The sequence below is a fragment of the Arthrobacter sp. UKPF54-2 genome (assembly GCF_007858535.1).
Lineage (GTDB): Bacteria > Actinomycetota > Actinomycetes > Actinomycetales > Micrococcaceae > Arthrobacter.
The window spans coordinates 1028634-1051169 of sequence record NZ_CP040174.1 but is presented as its reverse complement, the minus strand read 5'-3'; the positions used below and the strand labels follow the sequence as shown (position 1 = coordinate 1051169).

21 protein-coding genes are annotated in these 22536 nt (G+C 69.2%); 14 read left to right on the top strand and 7 right to left on the bottom strand.

Translation table 11 applies throughout. The features are described 5' to 3' along the window. Window positions 1-4: 4 nt before the first annotated feature. The 3 genes from E7Y32_RS04695 to E7Y32_RS04685 are packed head-to-tail and all read right to left on the bottom strand — an operon-like array spanning window position 5 to window position 2488. Window positions 5-838: an alpha/beta fold hydrolase gene (locus E7Y32_RS04695; protein ID WP_146336103.1), complete on the bottom strand. Its 834-nt coding sequence runs from the start codon at window positions 836-838 to the stop codon at window positions 5-7. A gap of 51 nt (window positions 839-889) precedes the next feature. Further along, window positions 890-1513: a thymidine kinase gene (locus E7Y32_RS04690; protein WP_146336102.1), complete on the bottom strand. Its 624-nt coding sequence runs from the start codon at window positions 1511-1513 to the stop codon at window positions 890-892. A 45-nt stretch (window positions 1514-1558) separates the two neighbouring features. Beyond that, complete coding sequence (locus E7Y32_RS04685; protein ID WP_146336101.1) at window positions 1559-2488, bottom strand: alpha/beta fold hydrolase; 930 nt, start codon at window positions 2486-2488, stop codon at window positions 1559-1561. Window positions 2489-2563: 75 nt separating this feature from the next. Between E7Y32_RS04685 and lysS the strand changes: the two genes are divergently transcribed. The 4 genes from lysS to E7Y32_RS04665 all read left to right on the top strand — a co-directional run bounded on the left by lysS (window position 2564) and on the right by E7Y32_RS04665 (window position 7596). After that, window positions 2564-4087 carry a lysine--tRNA ligase gene (gene lysS, locus E7Y32_RS04680; RefSeq protein ID WP_146336100.1) on the top strand — a complete coding sequence of 508 codons (1524 nt, stop codon included), beginning with the start codon at window positions 2564-2566 and terminating at the stop codon, window positions 4085-4087. A gap of 2 nt (window positions 4088-4089) precedes the next feature. Further along, entirely contained in the window at window positions 4090-4278 is a 189-nt protein-coding gene (locus tag E7Y32_RS04675) for a hypothetical protein (RefSeq protein ID WP_146336099.1), read from the top strand. A gap of 138 nt (window positions 4279-4416) precedes the next feature. Further along, the gene (locus E7Y32_RS04670; protein WP_138767785.1) at window positions 4417-4743 is read left to right on the top strand and encodes an Lsr2 family protein; all 327 of its coding nucleotides are present in this window, start codon (window positions 4417-4419) and stop codon (window positions 4741-4743) included. A gap of 360 nt (window positions 4744-5103) precedes the next feature. Next, window positions 5104-7596, top strand: a complete 2493-nt coding sequence (locus tag E7Y32_RS04665; protein ID WP_146336098.1) for an ATP-dependent Clp protease ATP-binding subunit — start codon at window positions 5104-5106, stop codon at window positions 7594-7596. 120 nt (window positions 7597-7716) lie between these two features. Here the strand turns inward: E7Y32_RS04665 and E7Y32_RS04660 are convergent, their stop codons facing one another. Continuing rightward, window positions 7717-8163, bottom strand: a complete 447-nt coding sequence (locus tag E7Y32_RS04660; protein ID WP_146336097.1) for a Rieske (2Fe-2S) protein — start codon at window positions 8161-8163, stop codon at window positions 7717-7719. A gap of 125 nt (window positions 8164-8288) precedes the next feature. Between E7Y32_RS04660 and E7Y32_RS04655 the strand changes: the two genes are divergently transcribed. The 6 genes from E7Y32_RS04655 to dhaM all read left to right on the top strand — a co-directional run bounded on the left by E7Y32_RS04655 (window position 8289) and on the right by dhaM (window position 13678). Beyond that, window positions 8289-10433 (top strand): prolyl oligopeptidase family serine peptidase, encoded by a 2145-nt coding sequence (locus tag E7Y32_RS04655; RefSeq protein ID WP_146336096.1) that lies wholly within the window; start codon window positions 8289-8291, stop codon window positions 10431-10433. A 55-nt stretch (window positions 10434-10488) separates the two neighbouring features. Beyond that, entirely contained in the window at window positions 10489-10998 is a 510-nt protein-coding gene (locus E7Y32_RS04650; RefSeq protein WP_146336095.1) for an amino-acid N-acetyltransferase, read from the top strand. A gap of 142 nt (window positions 10999-11140) precedes the next feature. Further along, window positions 11141-11281 carry a hypothetical protein gene (locus E7Y32_RS16250; protein WP_186467043.1) on the top strand — a complete coding sequence of 47 codons (141 nt, stop codon included), beginning with the start codon at window positions 11141-11143 and terminating at the stop codon, window positions 11279-11281. A gap of 95 nt (window positions 11282-11376) precedes the next feature. Then, window positions 11377-12378 (top strand): dihydroxyacetone kinase subunit DhaK, encoded by a 1002-nt coding sequence (gene dhaK, locus E7Y32_RS04645; RefSeq protein ID WP_146336094.1) that lies wholly within the window; start codon window positions 11377-11379, stop codon window positions 12376-12378. Window positions 12379-12380: 2 nt separating this feature from the next. After that, complete coding sequence (gene dhaL / locus E7Y32_RS04640; protein WP_146336093.1) at window positions 12381-13007, top strand: dihydroxyacetone kinase subunit DhaL; 627 nt, start codon at window positions 12381-12383, stop codon at window positions 13005-13007. Next, the gene (dhaM, locus tag E7Y32_RS04635; protein WP_146336092.1) at window positions 13004-13678 is read left to right on the top strand and encodes a dihydroxyacetone kinase phosphoryl donor subunit DhaM; all 675 of its coding nucleotides are present in this window, start codon (window positions 13004-13006) and stop codon (window positions 13676-13678) included. Before dhaL ends, dhaM begins: the two co-directional genes overlap by 4 nt. Window positions 13679-13693: 15 nt before the next feature. Here the strand turns inward: dhaM and E7Y32_RS04630 are convergent, their stop codons facing one another. Next, a complete protein-coding gene (locus E7Y32_RS04630) occupies window positions 13694-14512 on the bottom strand; it encodes an A/G-specific adenine glycosylase (protein WP_261382537.1) in 819 nt (272 codons plus the stop codon). A 264-nt stretch (window positions 14513-14776) separates the two neighbouring features. Between E7Y32_RS04630 and E7Y32_RS04625 the strand changes: the two genes are divergently transcribed. Continuing rightward, window positions 14777-15466: a hypothetical protein gene (locus E7Y32_RS04625; RefSeq protein ID WP_146336090.1), complete on the top strand. Its 690-nt coding sequence runs from the start codon at window positions 14777-14779 to the stop codon at window positions 15464-15466. A gap of 79 nt (window positions 15467-15545) precedes the next feature. On the opposite strand, the gene disA is transcribed toward E7Y32_RS04625, so the two are convergent. Further along, complete coding sequence (disA, locus tag E7Y32_RS04620; RefSeq protein WP_138767775.1) at window positions 15546-16622, bottom strand: DNA integrity scanning diadenylate cyclase DisA; 1077 nt, start codon at window positions 16620-16622, stop codon at window positions 15546-15548. Window positions 16623-16952: 330 nt separating this feature from the next. On the opposite strand from disA, the gene E7Y32_RS04615 reads away from it, so the two are divergent. Next, the gene (locus E7Y32_RS04615; protein WP_146336089.1) at window positions 16953-18566 is read left to right on the top strand and encodes a peptide chain release factor 3; all 1614 of its coding nucleotides are present in this window, start codon (window positions 16953-16955) and stop codon (window positions 18564-18566) included. Between the two features lie 213 nt (window positions 18567-18779). After that, complete coding sequence (locus E7Y32_RS04610; protein WP_146336088.1) at window positions 18780-20138, top strand: protein kinase domain-containing protein; 1359 nt, start codon at window positions 18780-18782, stop codon at window positions 20136-20138. 12 nt (window positions 20139-20150) lie between these two features. On the opposite strand, the gene E7Y32_RS04605 is transcribed toward E7Y32_RS04610, so the two are convergent. Then, window positions 20151-21353, bottom strand: a complete 1203-nt coding sequence (locus E7Y32_RS04605) for a CdaR family transcriptional regulator (protein ID WP_146336087.1) — start codon at window positions 21351-21353, stop codon at window positions 20151-20153. A 99-nt stretch (window positions 21354-21452) separates the two neighbouring features. On the opposite strand from E7Y32_RS04605, the gene E7Y32_RS04600 reads away from it, so the two are divergent. Then, entirely contained in the window at window positions 21453-22523 is a 1071-nt protein-coding gene (locus E7Y32_RS04600) for a ferredoxin reductase (protein WP_146336086.1), read from the top strand. Window positions 22524-22536: the final 13 nt, after the last annotated feature.

The following is a 22536-nucleotide window of genomic DNA, read 5'->3' as shown; positions in this document are numbered from 1 at the left end:
AGAATCAGCCGGCGAAGAACTCGCTGAGTTCGGCGATGAGCTTGTCCGGCGCCTTGTTGACGCCGTCGTGGCCCATGCCCGGGAGGATCGTGTAACTGGAGCCGGACAGCACGTCGTGGATCTGCCCGCAGGCCACGCCGAAGTACGCCGGGCTCTTCTCGCCCACGATGATCAGCGTCTCCAGCGGCAGCTCCAGGAACGGCTCGGCCGGCATGTCCGCGGCGATGATGGCCTTGATCTCACGGACCCCGGTCTGCATGAGCTCGCGGAGCTGCTTGCCGACAGGTGTGCCCGCGGTGAGCTTGTTCGCCAGCGTCAGCATGGACAGCGGCATCCGGGACAGGGCACTGCCGGTCTCCAGGCCGCGGACCAGCACGGCGAGGGCGCGGTCGTCGTCGCCCGCCGCGGTCAGCCGCTCGTATTCGGCCGTCCAGTCCGCCGTGACGCTGTGGTTCACCGAGACGGCAGGGTCGTACACGGCCAAGCGCTCCACCGGCAGGGTCCGGGCGGCGTGCAGCGCCACCGCGCCGCCGAAGCTGTGGCCGAAGACGTCGGTGCTCGCGGTGTGCTTCATCACGGCGTCCAGGTCCCGGATGTCCACGTCCAGCGTGTAATCCTCCGGCTGCGGCGAGGACGAACCGCGGCCGCGCCGGTTGAACGTGTGGACCGGCCGGCCCAGGGCGGCGCTGAGCTTCTGCGCGAAACGGGTGTAGTCAGCGGCCGTCACCATCGAGGCGGGCACAACGACGACGCCGGAACCCGCCGCGGCGAGGTCCGCGCCCGTGCTGAAAAGCTCGAGGGTGCCGCCGTCGGGGGTTCTGATGTTCTCGCGGGTCATGCTCCGAGCCTAGCCGAGCCGCCCGGGTCAGCACAGCAGGGGCGGCCCCGGCTAGCCCAGCCGGCCGCCGGAGATTTCGAGATAGCAGGAGCCGCACAACGATTCGTACCAGGCGTCCTGCCCGTCGATCGCCACCTGGTCGCCGTCGAACACCACCTCGTCGCCGATCCGGCGGGTGTTGAAGATGGCCTTGCGGCCGCATCGGCAGATGGTCTTGAGCTCCTCCAGGGTGTGCGCGATCTCCAGGAGCCGAAGCGAGCCGGGGAAGGCGCGCGTCCGGAAGTCGGTGCGGATGCCGTAGGCGAGCACGGGCACGTTATCCAGCACGGCGATGCGGAAAAGGTCGTCCACCTGCTCCGGCTCGAGGAACTGGGCCTCGTCCACCAGCAGGCAGGCCACTGGCGGTGTGTCCACGTGCTGGAGCAGGGCGTCCGGGTCGTCGCCGTGGGCATGCGCGGCAAACAGCTCCCGGGCGGAGGCCCCGGCCGGAATCAGGAAATCCACCGAGCGCGTCATCCCCAGCCGGGACACGACGTCGGCGTCCCCCTTGGTGTCGATGTCCGGCTTGGCGAGCACAACCCGCTGGCCGCGCTCCTCGTAGTTGAACGCGGCCTGCAGCAGGCCCGTCGACTTGCCGGAGTTCATCGCGCCGTAACGGAAGTAGAGCTTGGCCAAGGAGTTCCTTTCGACATAGGTCGCCCCCGATTCTAGTGCCAGAGCTCAGCGGCCCAGCCGCAGCCGGCGCCGGAATCCCAGCCACGCCGGAGTGCCGGCGCCAAGCAGGAACCTCGCCGCCATCAGGGCCAGCCGGCGGTTCCCGGGCCGGATCGGACCTTCGTGCAGCTGGCCCGGCACCACGGCGAACTCGATCGACGGGACCGCCGCCGCGAGCTGCCGCCCGGTGTCGGCGAAGTAGTCCGGACTCCAGCCCCCGGTGAGCATCAGCGTGGGCGTGGTGACGGCCGCGAAGTCGGCGAGCTCGGCGTCGGCGGCCAGCACGGCGCGCATTTCCGCGACGGCCGTGGGCAGCAGCTCCCGCATCTGCGCGCCCACGGTGGTCCGGGCCGAAAGGATGCTGAGCATACGCAGGGCACCGAGTGGCAGTTTTGACACCGGGCCCGCGGTCTCCAGCCCCTGGACCAGGTGCGCCCAGGCCGCGTCCAGCTCCCCGGCCGCCACCGAACGCTCCAGCTCGGGCCGCCAGCGGCTGGCGAGGTTTCCGGCGAGGGACACCGCGGCGTCGTACGTCACCAGGCGCCGGATCGCCACACTGCGCGCCGCCTGCAGCGCCACAAACCCGCCGTAGCTGTGCGCGAAGACGCCCGTGGAGCCGGTCTCGCGCAGCACCGCGGCAAGGTCGGCCACCTCGGTCGCCGCCGAGTAGTCGGCGGGCTGCGGCGAGGACCCGGCCCGGCCCCGCCGGTTGTAGCAGTGCACCGGGCGGCCCAGCAGCCGCGCCAGGCTCCGGGCGAACGGGCGGTACAGGGCCGCGGTGATCAGCGTCCCGTGCACCACGACGACGCCGGTCCCCGCCGCCGGGTCCGGCCCGCCTTCAGCCGGCGCCGCCGCCGCGGCTCCGGGCGCGGGCCGGAAGGTGGTGAGCTCGAGGTGGCCCTCGCCGTCGTCGGTCCGAATCGTCCACGTCTCCATAACTGTGAGTGTATTCCCGCCCCGTTCCCGCCTCCCGCACCGGCCGGTGGCGAATGCCCGGTAAACTTAGGGATTGTGACTTCCCAAAACACCCCTTCCCCGAACGAGCCCTCCGACGCCAGCGAACAGACCCTGGTCCGTATGGAGAAGCGCGCCAAGTTGATCGAACGCGGCATCGAGGCATATCCGGTGGGGGTCGAGCGCACGCATTCGCTGACGGAGATCCGCGAAAAGTACGCCCACCTCGTGGCCGATGAGACCACCGGCGACGTCGTCGGCGTGACCGGCCGCATCGTCTTCATCCGCAACACCGGCAAGCTGTGCTTCGCCACCCTGCAGGAGGGCGGCGTCGACGGCAAAGCCGTCCGGCTGCAGGTCATGCTCAGCCTGGCCAACATCGGCGAGGAGGCGCTCGCGGACTGGAAGTCCCTCGTTGACCTCGGCGACCACGTTTTCATCAAGGGCGAGGTCATCTCCTCGCGCCGCGGCGAGCTCTCCGTGATGGCCGAGTCCTGGTCGATGGCGTCCAAGGCGCTGCGGCCGCTGCCGGTGCTGCACGCCGAATTGAACGAGGAAACCCGCGTCCGCCAGCGCTACGTGGACCTCATTGTCCGCGACGAGGCCCGCGAAATGGTCTACACCCGGGCCGCGATCACCCGCTCCATCCGCGAAACCCTGCACCGCCAGGGCTACGTGGAGGTGGAGACCCCGATGCTGCAGCTCGTGCACGGGGGCGCCACCGCCCGCCCGTTCGAGACGCACATGAACGCCTTCGACCAGAAGATGACACTGCGCATCGCCACCGAGCTGTACCTCAAGCGCACGGTTGTCGGCGGGATCGACCGGGTCTACGACATGGGCCGCGTGTTCCGCAACGAGGGCGTCGACTCCACGCACAGCCCCGAATTCACCACCCTGGAGTCCTACGAGGCCTGGGCCGACCAGTTCGTGATGGCCGACCGGATCAAGGAAATCATCCTCGACGCCGCCGACGCCGCCGGTGTGGGCCGCGTGCTGCAGACCGAGGCCGGCGAGATCAACCTCGACGGCGACTGGGCCTGGATGGCCGTGTACCCGGGTCTCTCCGACTTTGTGGGCCAGGACATCACCCCGGAGACCCCCGTCGCGGAACTGCTGGCCCTCGCCGCCAAGCACGAGGTCAAGGTCGACGCCGGCTGGGACGCCGAGAAGCTTGTGGTCGAGCTCTTCGGCGAGCTGGTCGAGCCCACGCTGCTCAACCCCACCTTCGTCTACGACTACCCGCCCTCCGCGCAGCCGCTGGCCCGCCACCACCGCGAGGACAACCGGCTGATCGAGGCCTGGGACCTCATCATCGGCGGGATGGAGCGCGGCACCGCGTTCTCCGAGCTGATCGACCCGGTCATCCAGCGCGAACGGCTCACCGAGCAGTCCCGCCGCTCAGCCGCCGGCGACGTCGAAGCCATGCAGCTGGACGAGGACTTCCTCCGGGCCCTCGAATACGGCGCCCCGCCGATGGGCGGCATCGGCCTCGGCATCGACCGGCTGGTCATGCTCTTCACGGGCGCCGGCATCCGCGAGACCATCCTCTTCCCGCTGCTCAAGCCCGAAGGCCACTGAGCATGGAGTACATCGCCGTCCTGCTCCCGTCCGTGGTGGTCGGACTCATTTTCTGGTTCGCCATGAAGTCGATCTTCAATGCCGACAAGTCCGAACGCCAGGCCGAGGCGCGCGCCCAGGCGGAGGCGGCGGCCCGCGGGCAGGAACAGAATCCCGCTCCGGAAAACGGGCATTCCCCCGGACAGCGCTAAAAGCGGCAGTTATTCCCTCCTGTGGATTTTCTTTGGGAGGGATTTTTCCGCTTTGACTCGCGGCCATAAAAGGATGGATACTTTTTCCAGATACATCCTGCTTTTCTAAATACTCGTCCTTTTGAAAAGAGAGTCTTTATGGCACAGAAAGTTAAAATCATCCTCGTTGATGATCTGGATGGGGGATCAGCGGACGAAACTGTCCGGTTTGGCCTGGATGGCGTCAGTTATGAAATTGACCTGTCGTCCGGCAACGCCTCTGAACTCCGCTCGGCTCTTGAGCGGTACGTAGGCCACGCACGTAAGACATCTAGCGGCCGGGCAACCCGGACTAAAGTATCCAGCGGCCGTAATCAGGACTCGGCGCAGATCCGGCAGTGGGCCCGGGACAACGGCTATGCGGTAAACAGCCGCGGCCGTATCCAGGCTGAAATTCAGGAAGCATACCAAAAGGCCAATTCCTAGCTTCCCGGACTCGGTCCGGACCCGGCTTGCCGGTGCATTTTCCAGTGACAAGGCCCCCGCCGTTGGCCGGGGGCTTTGCTGTGTCCGGAGTCCGGCTGGCCGGAACGGCGCGTTCCCGCCCGGTTACTCCCGGACAATGGCTCTACATTCCCGAAGGCTCGCCGTGCCGTGCGGGTTTCGGCCGCAGGAACCGGGCCGGAGCGCAGCCGCCCCGGCTCCGGCGGAGGCGCTCGGGTGCGGCCCCGGAGCGGTCCGGATGACGCCACCGGCCCGTCCCGGTTTCCCCCGTGGCGAACAAGCCACAAATCTCGAACTCCGCCACGTAGCATCAAAGTACGTCGTAGCTAGGAGTGTGGCGAAATGTTTGAGCGATTTACGGACCGTGCCCGTCGCGTAGTTGTGCTTGCCCAAGAAGAGGCACGCATGCTGAACCACAATTACATCGGCACCGAACACATCCTCTTGGGCCTGATCCATGAGGGTGAAGGTGTTGCCGCCAAAGCCCTCGAGTCCTTGAGCATCTCGCTCGACGGGGTGCGCGAGCAGGTGCAGGAGATCATCGGTCAGGGCCAGCAGGCCCCGTCCGGCCACATCCCCTTCACCCCGCGCGCCAAGAAGGTGCTGGAGCTCTCGCTGCGCGAGGCCCTGCAGCTGGGCCACAACTACATCGGCACCGAGCACATCCTGCTCGGTCTCATCCGCGAGGGTGAAGGTGTGGCTGCCCAGGTGCTGGTCAAGCTCGGAGCGGACCTTAACCGGGTCCGCCAGCAGGTCATCCAGCTGCTCTCCGGCTACCAGGGCAAGGAAACCACCGGTGCAGGCGTTGGCCCCGGTCAGGCCGAAGGCACCCCCGCCGGGTCGGTCGTCCTCGACCAGTTCGGCCGGAACCTGACCCAGGCCGCGCGGGAAAACAAGCTGGACCCCGTGATCGGCCGCGAGCAGGAAATGGAACGCGTTATGCAGGTCCTTTCCCGCCGCACCAAGAACAACCCGGTCCTGATCGGTGAGCCCGGCGTCGGCAAGACCGCCGTCGTCGAGGGCCTGGCCCAGGCGATCGTGCGCGGCGACGTGCCGGAGACCATCAAGGACAAGCAGCTGTACACGCTGGACCTCGGGTCCCTCGTGGCGGGCTCCCGCTACCGCGGTGACTTCGAAGAGCGCCTGAAGAAGGTCCTCAAGGAAATCCGCACCCGCGGCGACATCATCCTCTTCATCGACGAGATCCACACCCTGGTGGGTGCCGGCGCGGCCGAGGGTGCGATCGACGCGGCTTCGATCCTGAAGCCCATGCTGGCCCGCGGCGAGCTCCAGACCATCGGTGCCACCACGCTGGACGAGTACCGCAAGCACATCGAAAAGGACGCCGCGCTGGAGCGCCGCTTCCAGCCGATCCAGGTCAAGGAACCCTCCGTCGCCGACGCGATCGAGATCCTCAAGGGCCTGCGTGACCGCTACGAGGCGCACCACCGCGTCACCATCACCGACGGCGCCCTCGCCTCGGCGGCCAGCCTCTCCGAACGCTACATCTCGGACCGCTTCCTGCCGGACAAGGCGATCGACCTGATCGACGAGGCCGGCGCCCGGCTGCGCATCCGCCGGATGACCGCCCCGCCGGAGCTCAAGATCATGGACGAGAAGATCTCGGCCATGAAGCTGGAGAAGGAATCCGCGATCGACGCGCAGGATTTCGAAGGAGCCGCCTCGCTGCGCGACAAGGAGCAGAAGCTCATTGCCGAACGCGCCGAGAAGGAACGCCAGTGGAAGACCGGCGGCATGGACGACATCTCCGAGGTGGATGAGGATCTCATCGCCGAGGTGCTGGCGAACTCCACCGGCATCCCGGTCTTCAAGCTGACCGAGGAAGAGTCCTCGCGCCTGCTGAAGATGGAAGACGAACTGCACAAGCGTGTGGTCGGCCAGGACGAGGCCATCAAGGCCCTGTCCCAGGCGATCCGCCGCACCCGTGCCGGCCTGAAGGACCCGAAGCGTCCGGGCGGCTCGTTCATCTTCGCCGGCCCCACCGGCGTCGGCAAGACCGAGCTGGCCAAGGCCCTGGCGGAGTTCCTCTTCGGCGAGGAAGACGCGCTAATCACCCTGGACATGTCCGAGTACTCGGAGAAGCACACCGTCTCGCGGCTCTTCGGTGCCCCTCCGGGCTACGTGGGCTACGAGGAGGGCGGTCAGCTGACCGAGAAGGTCCGCCGTCGTCCGTTCTCCGTGGTCCTGTTCGACGAAGTGGAGAAGGCGCACGCCGACCTCTTCAACTCGCTGCTGCAGATCCTGGAAGATGGCCGCCTGACCGACTCCCAGGGCCGCGTGGTGGACTTCAAGAACACCGTGATCATCATGACCACGAACCTCGGCACCCGGGACATTTCCAAGAGTGTGGCCACCGGCTTCCAGTCCGGCACGGACACGCAGACCGGCTACAACCGGATGCGCGCCCGGGTCACGGAGGAGCTCAAGCAGCACTTCCGCCCCGAGTTCCTGAACCGTGTTGACGACGTTGTGGTGTTCCCGCAGCTGACCCAGGACGAGATCATCGAGATCGTCGACCTGTTCGTCACCCGCCTCGAGAAGCGCCTCAAGGACAAGGACATGGGCATCGAGCTCACGCCCGCGGCCAAGGTGCTCCTCGCCACCCGCGGTTACGACCCCGCGATGGGCGCCCGGCCGCTGCGCCGCACTATCCAGCGCGAGATCGAGGACCAGCTCTCCGAAAAGATCCTCTTCGGCGAACTGCACTCCGGCGACATCGTGGTGGTGGACGTGGAGGGCGAAGGCGACAACGCGAAGTTCACCTTCGCCGGCAACGCCAAGCCGCGCATCCCGGAGATCGCTCCGAGCGTCTAGGCGCCAACCAGGCACGACGCCACAAAGGCCCTGGCCGCTTCCTTCAAGGAGGTGGCCGGGGCCTTTCACTGCCCTTGCGCTGCCCTTGCGCGGCGCGAGGGGCGCGGGGGGCGCGTGGCGTCAGGCGCTGACGGTGATCCATTCGCCGTCGAGCGCCGCCGTCAGCTTTGCGAGCGGAGCTTTGGCCGGGCCGTTGACCACGCTGCCGTCGGAGCCCTTGAACGAGGAACCGTGGCAGGGGCAGGCGAAGTCCGCCCCGGCGGGCGCCACCGGGCAGCCGGCGTGGGTGCAGGTCGCGTCGTACGCCAGGACGGTCTTCTCATCCGGCCGGAAGATCACCACCGTCTTGCCGTTCACCTTCCCGGTGGCCGTGCCGCCCACCTTTACGTCGCTGAGCTTGCCGACCCTGACGGCGGTGCCGGCCGGTACCGTGGGCTCCGCCGCCGCGGTGGAGGCCGTGGTGCCGGTGCCTGGGCCGGCGCAGGCGGAGAGGGCCAGGGCGCCGCCGCCCAGGGCGCCGGCACCAAGCAGAAGGGAGCGTCGGGGGAGGGGCTTTTCAGCATTCATGGACCCATCATGCCAACTGACTCTGGAAGTCCGCCGTGTTTCTTAGACAATTAACTCTGAAAGCAGTGTTTCACTCAGAGTGAACGGGGTGTGATCGGCGGCACAAGAGGTGTTGAATCGTGGGCATGGCTTCTACCGATCCCCGCACCCTGGGCGAATACCCCGAGACCCCGTTCCACGACCTGGACCACTACCTCGCCATCCCGAAGGTCAGCGGCCTAGCCCTGAGCCCCGACGGCAAACGGCTCGTCACCACCGTGGCCACACTCAACGACAAGGGCACCGAATACCGCACCGCCCTCTGGGAACTGGACCCGGCCGGCAAAAACAAGGCCCGGCGGATCACCCGCAGCGCCAAGGGCGAGGCCGGGGCCGTGTTCGCCGCCGACGGCAATCTGTACTTCACCTCCGCCCGCCCGGACCCCGAAAACCCGGACGCCGAGCCGGTCAACGCGCTCTGGGTCCTTCCCGCCGACGGCGGCGAGGCCCGCGTGGCGCTCTCACGCGCCGGCGGCGTCAGCGGACTCGTGGCCGCCAGGGACGCGGATGCCCTGTTCGTGACGGCATCCGTGCTCGCCGGCTCCACGGACGAGGACAATGACGAGGACCGCCGCAAGGCGCGCCAGGACAACAAGGTGGCCGCGATCCTGCACAGCGGCTATCCCGTGCGCTACTGGGACGCGGACCTGGGGCCCGCGCAGCCCCGGCTGTTCGCCGTCGAACCCGGCGCAGAGCCGGAGCCGGGCAAGCCGGCCACGGTCGACGCCGCCCCGCCGGTGCGCCTGCGCAACCTGACCCCCGACGCCGGCAACGGGCTGCGCGAGGCCGACACGGTCGCCAGCCCGGACGGCAAGACCCTCTTCAGCAGCTTCACCAGACCGCTCGCCAACGCCGACTCCCGCACCGTGCTGGTGGCCATCGACGTCGCCAGCGGCACCCGCCGGGTCCTGCTCGACACCGAGGGCATGAGCTACTTCCCGGGCCCGGTCAGCCCCGACGGCCGCACCCTGGTGGTGCTCAGCGAGACCGACACCACGCCCGAGCAGGCGCCCCGGGTCGCGCTGCACCTCCTGGATGTTTCGGGCGCAGGCTCAGAAGCCGACGCCGACGGCGGCGGCAGTGCCGGGCTGGTGCCGCTCGCGCCGGGCTGGGACCGCTGGGCCCGGCCCGCGGCCTGGTTGCCGGACGGTTCAGCCCTGCTCGTGACCGCGGACGAGGACGGCGCCTCCCCGGTGTTCCGAATCGACGTGACCGGCGAGGACGGGCAGGACGCGGAGCCGGTCCGGCTGACGCGCGACAGCACCGCCTACACTGACGTCGCCGTTGCCCCGGACGGCAGCAGCGCCTTCGCGCTGCGCAGTTCCTACGAATTCCCGGCGGAAGCCGTGCGGATCGACCTGGCCGGCGGGGACGTCACCCGCCTTCCCGCCCCCGCCGAACGTCCCGCCTACCGCGGCGTGCTCGAGCGGGTGGAGGCAACCTCGCCCGGCGGCAACCGGGTGCCCGGCTACCTGGCCCTGCCCGAGGGCGCCTCGGCCGGCAACCCGGCGCCGCTGCTGCTCTGGATCCACGGCGGACCGCTGGGCTCCTGGAATGCCTGGACCTGGCGCTGGAACCCGTGGCTGCTCGTGGCCAGGGGCTACGCGGTGCTGCTCCCGGACCCGGCGCTCTCGACCGGCTACGGACAGGAGCACATCCAGCGCGGCTGGGGCGAGTGGGGCAAGGCGCCTTTCCAGGACCTGATGGCGATCACCGACGCCGTGGTGCGCCGCCCGGACATCGACGAGACCCGCACGGCGGCCATGGGCGGCTCCTTCGGCGGTTACATGGCGAACTGGGTCGCGGGCCACACGGACCGGTTCAAGGCGATCGTGACCCATGCCAGCCTCTGGGCCCTGGACCAGTTCGGCCCGACGACGGACTCCGCGCAGTACTGGCTCAAAGAGATGACGGCAGAGATGGCCGCCGAGAACTCCCCGCACCTGCACGTCGAGAACATCCGCACCCCCATGCTGGTCATCCACGGCGACAAGGACTACCGGGTGCCGATCGGCGAGGGGCTGCGGCTCTGGTACGAGCTGCTCTCCAAGTCCGCGCTGGCGGCCGATGAAAACGGCGAGACGGACCACCGGTTCCTCTACTTCCCGGACGAGAACCACTGGATCCTGCAGCCGCAGCACGCGAAGGTCTGGTACGGCGTCGTCGAGCACTTCCTCGCCAGGCACCTGCTGGACAAGGACCTCCCCGTCCCGGACGAGCTCGGTCTCTGACCCGCCCGGGCCCGGCCGGCGGAGCGCCGCCGGGCCCGCGCCGTAGGATTGGGCTGTGACTGAGACGATCCGCATCCGCCCTGCCCGCACGTCCGACGTCGCTGCCATCAAGACCCTCGTCGCGCCCCTGGCCGACCAGCGTATCCTCATGGCCAAGGAAACCGTGGCCTACTACGAGAGCCTTCAGGAGTTCCGGATCGCCGAATCGGCCGACGGCGAGGTGGTCGGCTGCGGGGCGTTGCACGTCATGTGGGAGGACCTGGCCGAGGTGCGCACCCTGGCCACCGCGGACGCCTGGCGCGGCAAAGGCGTGGGGCACCTGCTGGTGGAGCGCCTGCTGGAGGACGCGAGGGCGCTGGGCATCTCCCGGGTCTTCTGCCTGACCTTCGAGGTGGACTTCTTCAAAAAGCACGGCTTCGACGTGATGGCGGACCAGACGGCGGTGGACCCGGTGGTGTATTCGGAGCTCCTGCGCTCGCATGACGAAGGCGTCGCCGAATTCCTGGACCTGGCACGGGTCAAGCCGAACACCCTGGGCAACACCCGGATGATCCGGACGCTGTAGGCCCCCGCTGCCCGGAACGCGGGGTCTTCCGCTAAATCAACTTGGTGGATAAACTGATCCCGGCCCGATGGGGCGGGCCGCCAGCTTCCGGAGGCAGAAATTGCAGAATCGCGTGGTTTTTCCAGATTTCTCCGCATTCCAAATGACAGTCGATGCCGTTCCGCTGCCGCCGGACCCGTCCGGCGGGGACAGCGCCGGTTCCACGCACCGGCCGCGCCGCCAGGACGCGCTCGGCGCCGACGCGTGGCCCGGTTTCACCCCCGAGCCAGCCGTCCGGACCTGACCTACGTTCGTGGTTGAATCCGGAGCCTACCGCTGGCCGGGCCCCGGTAGTAGGGTCTAAGCAAGCAGCCAGGACACCATCCAGGGAGCACAGCCATGAAGAAACTCATCAATGATCCCAAAGCCGTGGTCGACGAGTCAGTGGAAGGTTTCGGGCTGGCCCATGCCGACCTGGTGACCGTCCACCCGGATCCGAAATTCATCGTCCGCAAGGACGCCCCCGTGGCCGGCAAGGTCGGCCTCGTCTCCGGCGGCGGCAGCGGCCACGAGCCCCTGCACGGCGGCTACGTCGGGATGGGCATGCTCGACGCCGCGGTGCCCGGCGCGGTCTTCACCTCGCCCACCCCGGACCAGATCCTGCCGGCCACCCTCGCGGTGAACTCCGGCGCCGGCGTCGTGCACATCGTGAAGAACTACACCGGCGACGTGCTGAACTTCGAGACCGCCGCGGAACTGGCACAGGCCGAGGGGGTGGAGGTCCGCACGGTTCTGGTCAACGACGACGTCGCCGTGCAGGACTCGCTCTACACGGCGGGGCGCCGCGGCGTGGGCGGCACCGTCCTGGTCGAGAAAATCGCCGGCGCAGCGGCCGAACGCGGCGACAGCCTCGACGCCGTCGCAGCCATCGGCGACCGCGTCAACCAGAACGTGCGCAGCATGGGTGTGGCCCTGAGCGCATGCACCGTCCCGCACGCCGGGGTTCCCAGCTTCGAGCTCGAGGAAAACGAGATCGAGATCGGCATCGGCATACACGGCGAGCCCGGCCGGCACAAGATTCCCATGGAGGCCGCAGACGGCATCACCGACCGCCTGCTGGACCCGGTGGTCAGCGACCTCGGGCTCAACTCCGGTGACAAGGTGCTGCTTTTCGTCAACGGCATGGGCGGCACCCCGGCGAGTGAGCTGTACATCGTCTACCGCCGGGCCGCGCAGCGACTCGCGGACCAGGGCGTCACCGTGGCGCGCTCCCTGGTGGGCAACTACATCACCTCCCTGGAGATGCAGGGCTGTTCGATCACCGTCCTGCGCCTCGACGATGAGATGACCGCGCTCTGGGACGCGCCCGTCCACACGCCGGCCCTTCGCTGGGGCGTCTGAACGTGGGGCTGGACGTTAACTGGGCCGTGCGGTGGCTGACGCTGTCCGCGGAGGCCATGGCCGAGCACCGGGTTGAACTGATCGAGCTGGACCGCCCCATCGGGGACTCCGACCACGGCGAGAACATGGACCGCGGCTTCAAGGCCGTGATGGACAAGCTCGCCGAGACGCCGCCGGAAACGGCCGGGGCGGCCCTGAAACTGACCGCCATGACCCTGATGTCGAAGGTGGGCGGCGCGGCCGGCCCGCTCTACGGAACGGCCTTCCTGCGCGCCGCCACCGCGCTGGGCGATGCCGCCGACATCGACGCCGGGATGCTGGCCGCGGCCCTGCAGGCGGCCCGCGACGGCATCGTGGCCCGCGGTAAGGCCGAGTCCGGCGACAAGACCATGGTGGATGCCTGGACCCCGGCCGTCGACGCGTCAGCCGCCGCGGCCGGCGACGGTGACGTGCACAAGGTCCTGGCCGCCGCGGCCGAGGCTGCCGAGGCGGGGGCCGTGTCCACCGACCCGATGCTGGCCCGCAAGGGACGCGCCAGCTACCTGGGGGAGCGCAGCATAGGCCACCGGGACCCGGGAGCGGTCTCCAGCGCCCTGATCCTGCGCGCCGCGGCCGGGGCCGCCGGATGACCGTCCGGCTCGTCGTCGTCTCGCACAGCGAAAAGATCGCCGACGGCGCCGTCGAACTCGCCGCGCAAATGGCGCCGGACGTCCTGATCCTCGCCGCGGGCGGCACCGACGACGGCCGGATCGGAACCAGCCTGGAGAAGGTCATGGCCGCGCTGGAGCGGGCCGCCGGCGGGGGCGGCGTGGTGGTGCTGACCGATCTCGGTTCCGCCGTGATGACGGCCGAGTCGGCGGTGGAGTTCGTCGCGGACCCGGAATCCATCCACCTCGCCGACGCCCCGCTGATCGAAGGCCTGGTCGCCGCCGCGGTCTCGGCCCAGGCCGGGGCGGACGCCGAGACCGTGAAGGAGGCAGCCGAAGCCGTCTACCGGCCGCCGGCGCACACGCACGGGCCCGAGCACGAACACCAGCAGCCGCCGGACGCCCAGGGCGACTTCGAGCTCGTCAACCAGGCCGGGATGCACGCCAGGCCGGCGGCGAAAATTGCCGGCGGCCTGGCCGGAATGGACGCGGACGTCACCGTCAACGGCGTGGACGGCGCGTCCATGACCGAGCTCATGATGCTCGGCGCCGTCAAGGGGACCGTGCTGCACGTCGAGGCCAGCGGCCCGGACGCGGCCAGGGCCGTGGACTACCTGGGATCCTTGATCCAGGCCGGCTTCGGGGAACCCTAGCCCGGCGCGGGAGCCTCAGCCGGGGAGCCGCAGGCCGCCGTTGTGCAGCTCGGCCAGGCCATCGCTGAGCAGCCCGGCCACGGCGCGTTCGAGCTGCTCCGGCGCCGAGTTGAGCCGGTGCAGCGCCGCGAGCGGAACACCGATCCCGTCCGCTTCGAAGCCCAAGTCCACCGGGGCGCGCTCCAGCAGCTCGCGGGCCACCGGCGATTCGGCCGACCGCAGGACGGCGAGCACGGCTCCGCGCACCTGCCGGTCCGTCCCGTGCCAGGCCTGCCCCTTGGGGGTGTAGCTGGGCGGCGGTTCGCCGGCGGCGAGCCACGCGCAGGCGTCGCGGACGGGGCACTCCCCGCATTTCGGCGCCCGCGCGGTGCACACCAGGGCCCCCAGTTCCATCACGGCGGCGTTCCAGCGCACCGAGGCGGCGTCGCCGTCGGGCAGCAGCTGCGCGGCGAGCTTCATCTCCCCGGCCGTCAGGGCGGGCGCCGGCAGCGCGGCGCCGGTGACGAGCCGGGCGTGGACCCGGCGGATGTTGGTGTCCACCACCGTCTCCCGGCGGCCGAAGGCGAACGCGGCGACGGCGGCCGCTGTGTAGGCCCCGACGCCGGGGAGCTCCAGCAGCTCCGGGTAGCGGCCGGGGACCTGGCCGCCGTGGTTGTCCACGATCGCGACCGCGGCCGCGTGGAGCCGCAGCGCCCGCCGCGGGTACCCCAGCCGGCCCCAGGACCGGACCGCCTCGCCGGCGGGCTCGCGGGCCAGGTCGGCCGGGGCCGGCCAGCGCCGCAGCCATTCCGCCCAGACCGGCAGCACCCGGACCACGGGCGTCTGCTGAAGCATGATTTCGCTGACCAGAACACCCCAAGCGGAGCAGTCCGCCGCCCGCCACGGAAGATCGCGGGCGGCGTCCTCGAACCAGTCAGCGACGGCGGCGTGCAGGCGGGCAAGCGGAACGGCCGGGGCAAGCGGAACGGCCGGGGCGGCCGGGAGGGCGGGGGAATCGGCTAAGGCTTTGATCGGTCCAGCTTAATAGAGATGCGGACCATAGTGCCGCCAGCGGCGTGGTTGGCAGGCAGAACCCGCCGCGTTCTCTAGCCTAGAAGAATGGTCAGGCAAGGCAACTCAGGCACGCACGGTTCGGGGCCGAAGGCGTCCGCCAGGGCAAAGGCCAGCCGGAACCCGGCCCGGAAAACGGTCAGCCCGGTCTACCGCCGCCGCCGGCTGTTTGTCGGGGCGATCCTGCTGCTGGTGCTCGCCCTCGCCGTGGGCGGTTTTGTGGCTATCTCCAACGCCCTCAACGGTGCGGCGCCGGCGGCCGCGGCCAGCGGAACCCCGCAGCAGGAACAGCCGGGCAGCACCCCGCCGCCCAGCCCGCAGGAGACCGCCGCGGCCTCGCCCAGCCCGAGCACGGGTTGCGACGAGAAGCTGCTCACCGTCGCCGCGGCCACGGACAAGGCCGCCTACGCGGCCTGGGAAAACCCGCTGCTGACCCTGAAGGTCACCAACGGCAACAGGGTCCCGTGCGAGGTCAACATCGGGACCTCGCAGATGGAATACGTGGTCACCAGCGGCTCGGACCGGATCTTCTCCTCCAGCGACTGCCGGGCCGAGAGCAGTGACATGGTCAAGACGATCGCCCCCGGCCAGAGCGAGACGGCGAACTTCCCGTGGGCCCGCAACCGCTCCGTGGAGGGCTGCACCGCGGTGGCGGCCCAGCCCGCGGCGGGCACCTACGTATTCACTGCCCGGCTGGGCAACAAGACAAGTCCGAAGGCCGTCTTCCAGCTCGGCTGATCCTCATCGATTGCTCCGTAACGGCCCTTTTCCGCGCCCAAAAGGGCCATAACGGAGCAGTCGACCGGGGGTCCAGGGTTTAGAGGAAGCGGTCCAGCAGGCTGGCCTCGGCCATCCGGCTCAGGCCCTCGCGGACGGTCCGGGCGCGCTGGTCGCCGATCCCGTCCACGGTCATCAGGTCATCGATCGTGGCCGCCATCAGGAACTGCAGCCCGCCGAAGTGGTCCACCAGGCGGTCGGCGACGGCCTTGGGGACCGCCTTCAGCCCGGACAGCAGGCGGTAGCCGCGCGGCTGGACGACGGCGTCGAGGTTCGCCTCGCCGCCGGCGAAGCCGACGATCCCGGCGATTTTGCCGAGGTCGATCAGCTCTGTGGGCCCCAGGTTCACGAGGGCCTTCACGGCCTTCTCGATGTCCTCCGCCGAGGCGTGCGGGCCCGAGTAGTCGCGGATGATCACGTCGCTGCCGGGCCCGCGCCCCACCGTCAGCTCGTCCAGCTGGAGCGAGAGCAGCCGGCCGTCCTCGCCGAGTTCCAGCACGTACTGGGAGATCTCCTCGGAGATGCGCCGCACCATCTCCTGGCGCTGCAGGGTCACGGCGACGTCGCGCACCGTCACCATGGCCTCGATTTCCAGGGCCGAGAGCGAACTGGTCACCTGGTCCAGGCGCGAACGGTAGCGCTCCAGGGTTGCCAGGGCCTGGTTGGCGCGGGCCAGGACCTTCTCGGAGCCTTCCAGGACGTGGCGCAGGCCGTTGACGTACAGCGCGATGATCTGCATCGATTGGCTCACCGAGATAACCGGAACGCCGGTCTGGATGGCAACCCGTTCCGCGGTCCGGTGCCGGGTGCCCGACTCCTGGGTCTCGATGCTGGAGTCCGGCACCAGCTGGACCGCCGCGCGCAGGATGTTGCTCGCGTCCTTGTCGCAGACAATGGCGCCGTCCATCTTGGCCAGTTCGCGCAGCCGGGTGGGGGAGAAGTCGATCCCGATTTCGAAGCCGCCGGAACAGATGGATTCGATGGTCCGGTCGATGCCCAGCACAATCAGGGCGCCGGTCCGTCCGCGGAGGATGCGTTCGAGCCCGTCCCGCAGGGCCGTCCCCGGTGCCACCCTGGCCAGAGTCGCCTTGAGTGCATCTTCGGGGCTCCGAGCCATAAGTTTTCCCTTCAAAGGTGCGGTCCACTGCCCGCAAGTGCGCCGGTTTTGGTCGGATTTCCAACGATTTCCGGCAAGAACAAAATGCCCGGTTTCCCGTATGCACCATCATAGGGGTACCGGAGGGCGGTTTCCGCACGGACAAGCCTCAAAGTGGCCCATTCCGGCCCCGGGAAGAGCGCCCCAAGGATGCCCAAAGCATCCTGTCCCGAAAGCGCATTTTTGGACCGCCGCCCGGGCGCGCCCCTGCCTGCGATAAACTTGTTGCCTTGGGTGTACCGCGGAATCTCCGCGCCGTGACCCGTCCACAGCCGCAGCGAAAGTAGCACCGTGTCTCAAGAAGTCCACAGCCCCGCCCGAGTCCAGGAGATTCACAAGCAGGCAGCCCGGCGCCGGACCTTCGCAGTCATTTCGCACCCCGACGCCGGCAAGTCCACGCTGACCGAGGCGCTCGCCCTGCACGCGAAGGTGATCGGCACCGCCGGTGCCTCAAGCGGCAAGGCCAACCGCAAGGAAACCGTCTCCGACTGGATGCAGATGGAGAAGGACCGCGGCATCTCCATCAGCTCCGCGGCGCTGCAGTTCGCCTACCGGGACACCGTCATCAACCTGCTGGACACCCCCGGCCACGCGGACTTCTCCGAGGACACCTACCGGGTGCTGGCCGCCGTCGACTGCGCCGTGATGCTCGTGGACGCGGCCAAGGGCCTGGAAACCCAGACCATGAAGCTTTTCGAGGTCTGCAAGCAGCGCAACCTGCCCATCATCACCGTGATCAACAAGTGGGACCGGCCGGGTCTGGACGCGCTGGCCTTGATGGACGAGATCACCGAACGCACCGGGCTGCAGCCCATGCCGCTCACCTGGGCGGTGGGCATCTCCGGTGACTTCCGCGGCGTCTGGGACCTGCGGAACGACCGCTTCGCCCGGTTCCAGCGCAACAACGCCGGCGCCAACATCGCCCTCACCGAGTACTTCACCCCGGAGCAGGCCGCCGCCAGCCAGGGCGGGGACTGGTCCAACGCCGTCGACGAGGCCGGCCTGGTGATCGAATCCAACCTCGCGTTCGACGTCGACGCGTTCCACGCCGGCAAGGCGACGCCGATCCTCTTCAGCTCCGCCGCGCTGAACTTCGGCGTGAAGGAAATCCTCGACGCTTTGGTGGACTTCGCGCCGCCTGCGGCCCCCAGGCCCGACGTCGACGGGGACCCGCGGCCGGTGGATGCCCCGTTCGCCGGATTCGTTTTCAAGGTCCAGGCCGGCATGAACAAGGCCCACCGCGACCACGTCGCGTTCATCCGGGTCTGCTCCGGTATCTTCGAACGCGGCATGGTGGTCACCCAGGGCCGGACCGGGAAGTCCTTCGCCACCAAGTACGCCCAGCAGGTCTTCGGCCGCGAACGCGAAGTCATCGACGAGGCCTTCCCCGGCGACGTTGTGGGCCTCGTGAACGCCTCTTCGCTCCGCGTCGGGGACAGCCTGTTCCTGGAGCGGCCGGTGGAGTTCCCCGCCATCCCGCTGTTCGCCCCCGAGCACTTCCAGGTGGCCCGCTCCAAGGACCCCAGCCGCTTCAAGCAGTTCCGCCGCGGCATCGAACAGCTCGAACACGAGGGCGTCATCCAGGTGCTCCGCTCGGACATCCGCGGCGACCAGGCACCCGTGCTGGCCGCCGTCGGTCCGATGCAGTTCGAGGTGGTCGAAGACCGGATGGCGCACGACTTCAGCGCCCCGATGCGGCTCGAGCGGCTGCCCTACTCGCTCGCCCGGATCACGACGGCGGACGCCATGCCGGCGCTGGCGAACGTGCCGGGCGCCGAGGTGCTGCTGCGCTCCGACGGGGAGTACCTGGCGCTGTTCAACGACGTCTGGGCGCTGCGCCGGATCGAGAAGAACCACCCGGACCTCACGTTGGTGCCGATCGGCACGCACAACCCCGCAAAATAGCCGCCGGACAGCCGTCCGGACTCCCAGCCGGGGCCCCGCCGGGGCGCCCGAAATAACCCGCCGCAGGGTCTTCCTGAATCCGCTTTCCGCGGTATCATAAGTAACCTTGCTAATTGCGCGGGCGCCGGCCGAAAGGGCCGGCTTTAGGACTGATCCGCCCGATTTCCCGTGCGGACCCGTATTGAGGGAACAACAAACTCGTTGACAATAACCGTGGAATCCGGCTTTCTGCTGAGCGGACGGTACCGGATCGAAGCCCTCATTGGCAGGGGAAGCCAATCAACCGTCTACCGCGCACAGGATGAGCTGCTCAGGCGCGAGGTGGCGGTCAAGCTCTTCCGCAACGACGCGGACGACCTCGAGCACACCCGCCGGCAGGGGCAGGAAGTACGGATCCTCGCCGGGATGAGCCACCACGCCCTGGTCACGCTCTTCGACGCCGGCGCCGACCTGAGCCATCCGGACTCCCGGCTGACCTACCTCGTGATGGAACTCGTGCCCGGCCAGGACCTGCGCCGCCGGTCCCTGCTCGGCCCGCTGTCCGCCGCGCACATGGCCCACATCGGCTACGACCTGGCGGACGGCCTGTCCTACATCCACCACCACGGGATCGTGCACCGGGACATCAAGCCCGCCAACATCCTGCTGGTCGACTACAGCAACGAGGACCGCCGGCCCCGGGCCAAGCTGACCGACTTCGGCGTCGCGACCATCCTCGGGCAGAACCGCGCCGACGACGACGGCGGCACCTCCGGGACGCCGGCCTACCTCAGCCCCGAGCAGGCCGCCGGCGAACCCGCCGGACCGGCGAGCGACATTTACTCCCTCGGCCTTGTGCTGCTCGAAGGGCTGACCGGAAAGATGGCCTACCCGGGCGCGCCGATCCAGTCCGCCGTCGCCAGGCTGCTGCAGGACCCGCAGATTCCGGAGGAACTCGCCCCCATGTGGGTGGCGCTGCTGTCCTCCATGTTGTCCCGTGACCCCGCCGCCAGGCCGCACGCCCGGGAAGTCTCCCTGGCGCTGCGCCAGGAAGTCATCAACAGCGCGGCCCGGCACCGGCTGGACCGCACGGCGGGGCCGAACGATGAGGAGGGCCGGATGCGCGCCGTCGAGCGGTACCGTATCCTCGACACCCCCGGGGACGGCACGTTCGACCGGATTACGGCGCTCGCTGCCCGGCTGTTCTCGGTCCCCGTGGCGATTGTCAGCGTGGTGGACCACGACCGGATCTGGTTCAAGTCCCACCACGGCACCGATGTCACCGAGATCGGCCGCGACCCGGGGCTGTGCGCTTCGGCGATCCTGCAGGACGGGCCCTGGATCATCGAGGACGCCTCGACGGACCCCAGGACCCTGACAAACCCGTTGGTGGCGGGCGAGTTCGGGCTCCAGTTCTACGCCGGAGTCCCGCTGCGCACCCCGGACGGCCACAACCTCGGCACCTTCTGCATCCTGGACCGGGAGCCGCGGGAGTTCAGTGCTGATGACACCAAATCGCTCGAAGACCTCGCCGCGATTGTGATGAACGACCTCGAGATGCGCCTCCGCGGCCGGGAGGCGATCGCCAGCTAGCGGCGCCGCTGTCTAACGCTTACCAGCACGGAGCGCTAGCTCCAGCTCAAACCGCGCCGCCGGGTCCTCCAGCGCATCGCCGAAGAGCTCCCGCAGCTGGGCAGCCCGATACCCTACGGTTTGCGGATGGATGCCCAGCTCCGCGGCCACCGGCGCGCGCTGGCCCCAGTGGCGCAGCCAGGACAGCAGCGTTTCGGCCAGGCGCTCGCGCTGCGCCGGGCGGAGCCCCTCCAGCGGCGCGAGCCGGCGGTTCGCCAGTTCGGCGATGGCGGAGGGCTCGGCGCCCAGGATCACCGCCGACAGGTGTTCGTCTGCCCAGATCGGCGGGTCCTCGGGGCCGTCCCGGTGCGGCAGGACCGACGCCGCCAGCACCGCCAGTCGCAGGGAATCGGGCACCTTTTCCCAGCCGCCGGCCGGGCCCACGGAGGCGCCGCGGCCCCGCAGTGCCTTCTCTAGGTCCTTCCGCGCGGACTTGGACTTCCGTGCCGGGACCAGCGCCACAGCGTCGGTCTCGCGTTCAATCACCAGCGTTCCCGGACCCAGCCGCAGCCGCAGCCCGGCGGCCCGGTCCACCGGGAGCGTCACCACCACCATGCGCTGGGGCAGCGACCAGTCCGCCATGGCCGCGGTCTGGCGCAGCGCCGCCTCGTCCGCCTGTCCCAGCAGCAGCAGGTCCAGCAGTTCGGTGCGGCGGCGGTCCACTGCGCCGGCGCGCTCGGACTGCTCAAAGGCGTACGCCTCCGCGCTGACCGCGGAGAGCTCGTCGATGTAGGCCAGGATCGACTCGCCCAGGTCCACCACCACGTTCTGGCCCAGATGGTGCTCTACCGAAACTTTCGACATCTCGCGGAACGTCACGCGTGCCCCCATCCGGTAGGCGCTCAGCAGCGCATCCATGCTCCTGCCCTGCCGGAACTCCCCGCTGCCCAGCCCCGCCACCAGCTGCCGGCTTTCTTCGGAAAGGGCCGGGAGCGTGGTGCCGGGAAGCTGCAGGAAGCGGTCCAGCGCCGTCGCCACGCCGCGCCGCAGCCCGCGCCCGAAGCGGCCCTCGATCGGCCGGGCATAGGCGGGAACCAGCTGAGGCACGGCCTCGATGATGGCCTCCACAATGCCGGGCATCCTGGGCCGGAGCATGTCGGAGACCTCCTTCGGCAGAGCCAGCCAGGGCGGGTCATACGCGGGATAGCCGGGGTGGCCGGCGGGGGAAGCGTCCATCACAGGAATCCAAAAAGTTGTTGTGCGGGGATAGTTTCTTCAGGTAGATCGTATGCCTTGGGTGAAGAATTATGACGCATGCCGACATACGCTTGATAGATGATCCGGCTCCGTAAGCTGGCGCGCGCCGCATCTCTACTGACCACCCCCCTAGCTCCAGAAGACATTCTGTCGCTGTTCAACCCCGTGTTTTCTGCCCGCCAGTTGCGCGGCGTGGTCACCCGGGTGGTTCCAGAAACGGCCGATTCCGCCACCATTTTCTTCCGTCCCGGCCGCGGCTGGCAAGCACACCGGGCGGGCCAGTGGGCCCGCATCGGCGTCGAACTCAACGGCGTGCGCCACTGGCGTTCCTACTCGCTCAGCGCACCCGCCGGCGAGGACCCCGCCATCACCGTCACGGACATGGGGGCCGTCTCCGGCGCCCTGGTCCGCACCACCAAGCCCGGCGACGTCCTCTTCCTGGCCCCGCCGCAGGGCGACTTCGTCCTGCCGGAGCACCCGCGTCCGCTGCTGATGCTGACCGCCGGCAGCGGCATCACCCCGGTGATGTCGATGATCCGGACCCTGGTCCCGCACCGCCCCGACGCCGACGTCGTCCTGGTCCACACCGCCCGGACCGCGGAGGAGGCCATTTTCCGTGAGGAACTGGCCGAACTGGCCGACCAATTCCCCAATTTCAGGGTCATCCACTGGTTCAGCGGCGAACGCGGGCGGCTGGACTTTGGCACCACGGCGGCGCTGGACGAGCTGTGCCCGGACTGGCGCGGCCGCGCCGCCTACGCCTGCGGCCCGGAAGGATTCCTCGACGACACCGAGGCGCTCTGGAAGGCAGAGGCCGCCGGCACCGAACCATCCGAAGCCAGCCTCACCATCGAACGCTTCAGCACCAAACTTGCCGGCGGAGCAGGGCGCGACGGCGGCCTGGTCACCTTCGAGGCCTCCGACCGCGAAGTCGAGGCCGACGGCGACACCCCGCTGCTCGACGTCGGCGAGGACGCCGGCGTGCTGATGCCCAGCGGCTGCCGGATGGGCATCTGCCACAGCTGCCTGATCCCCCTCCGGGCCGGCCAGGTCCGTGACCTGCGCACGGACGAAGTCCACGGCGAGCCCGGCCAACTAATCCAGACGTGTGTTTCGGCAGCCGCCGGACCCGTTAACCTCGACCTCTGAGGAGAACCACCGC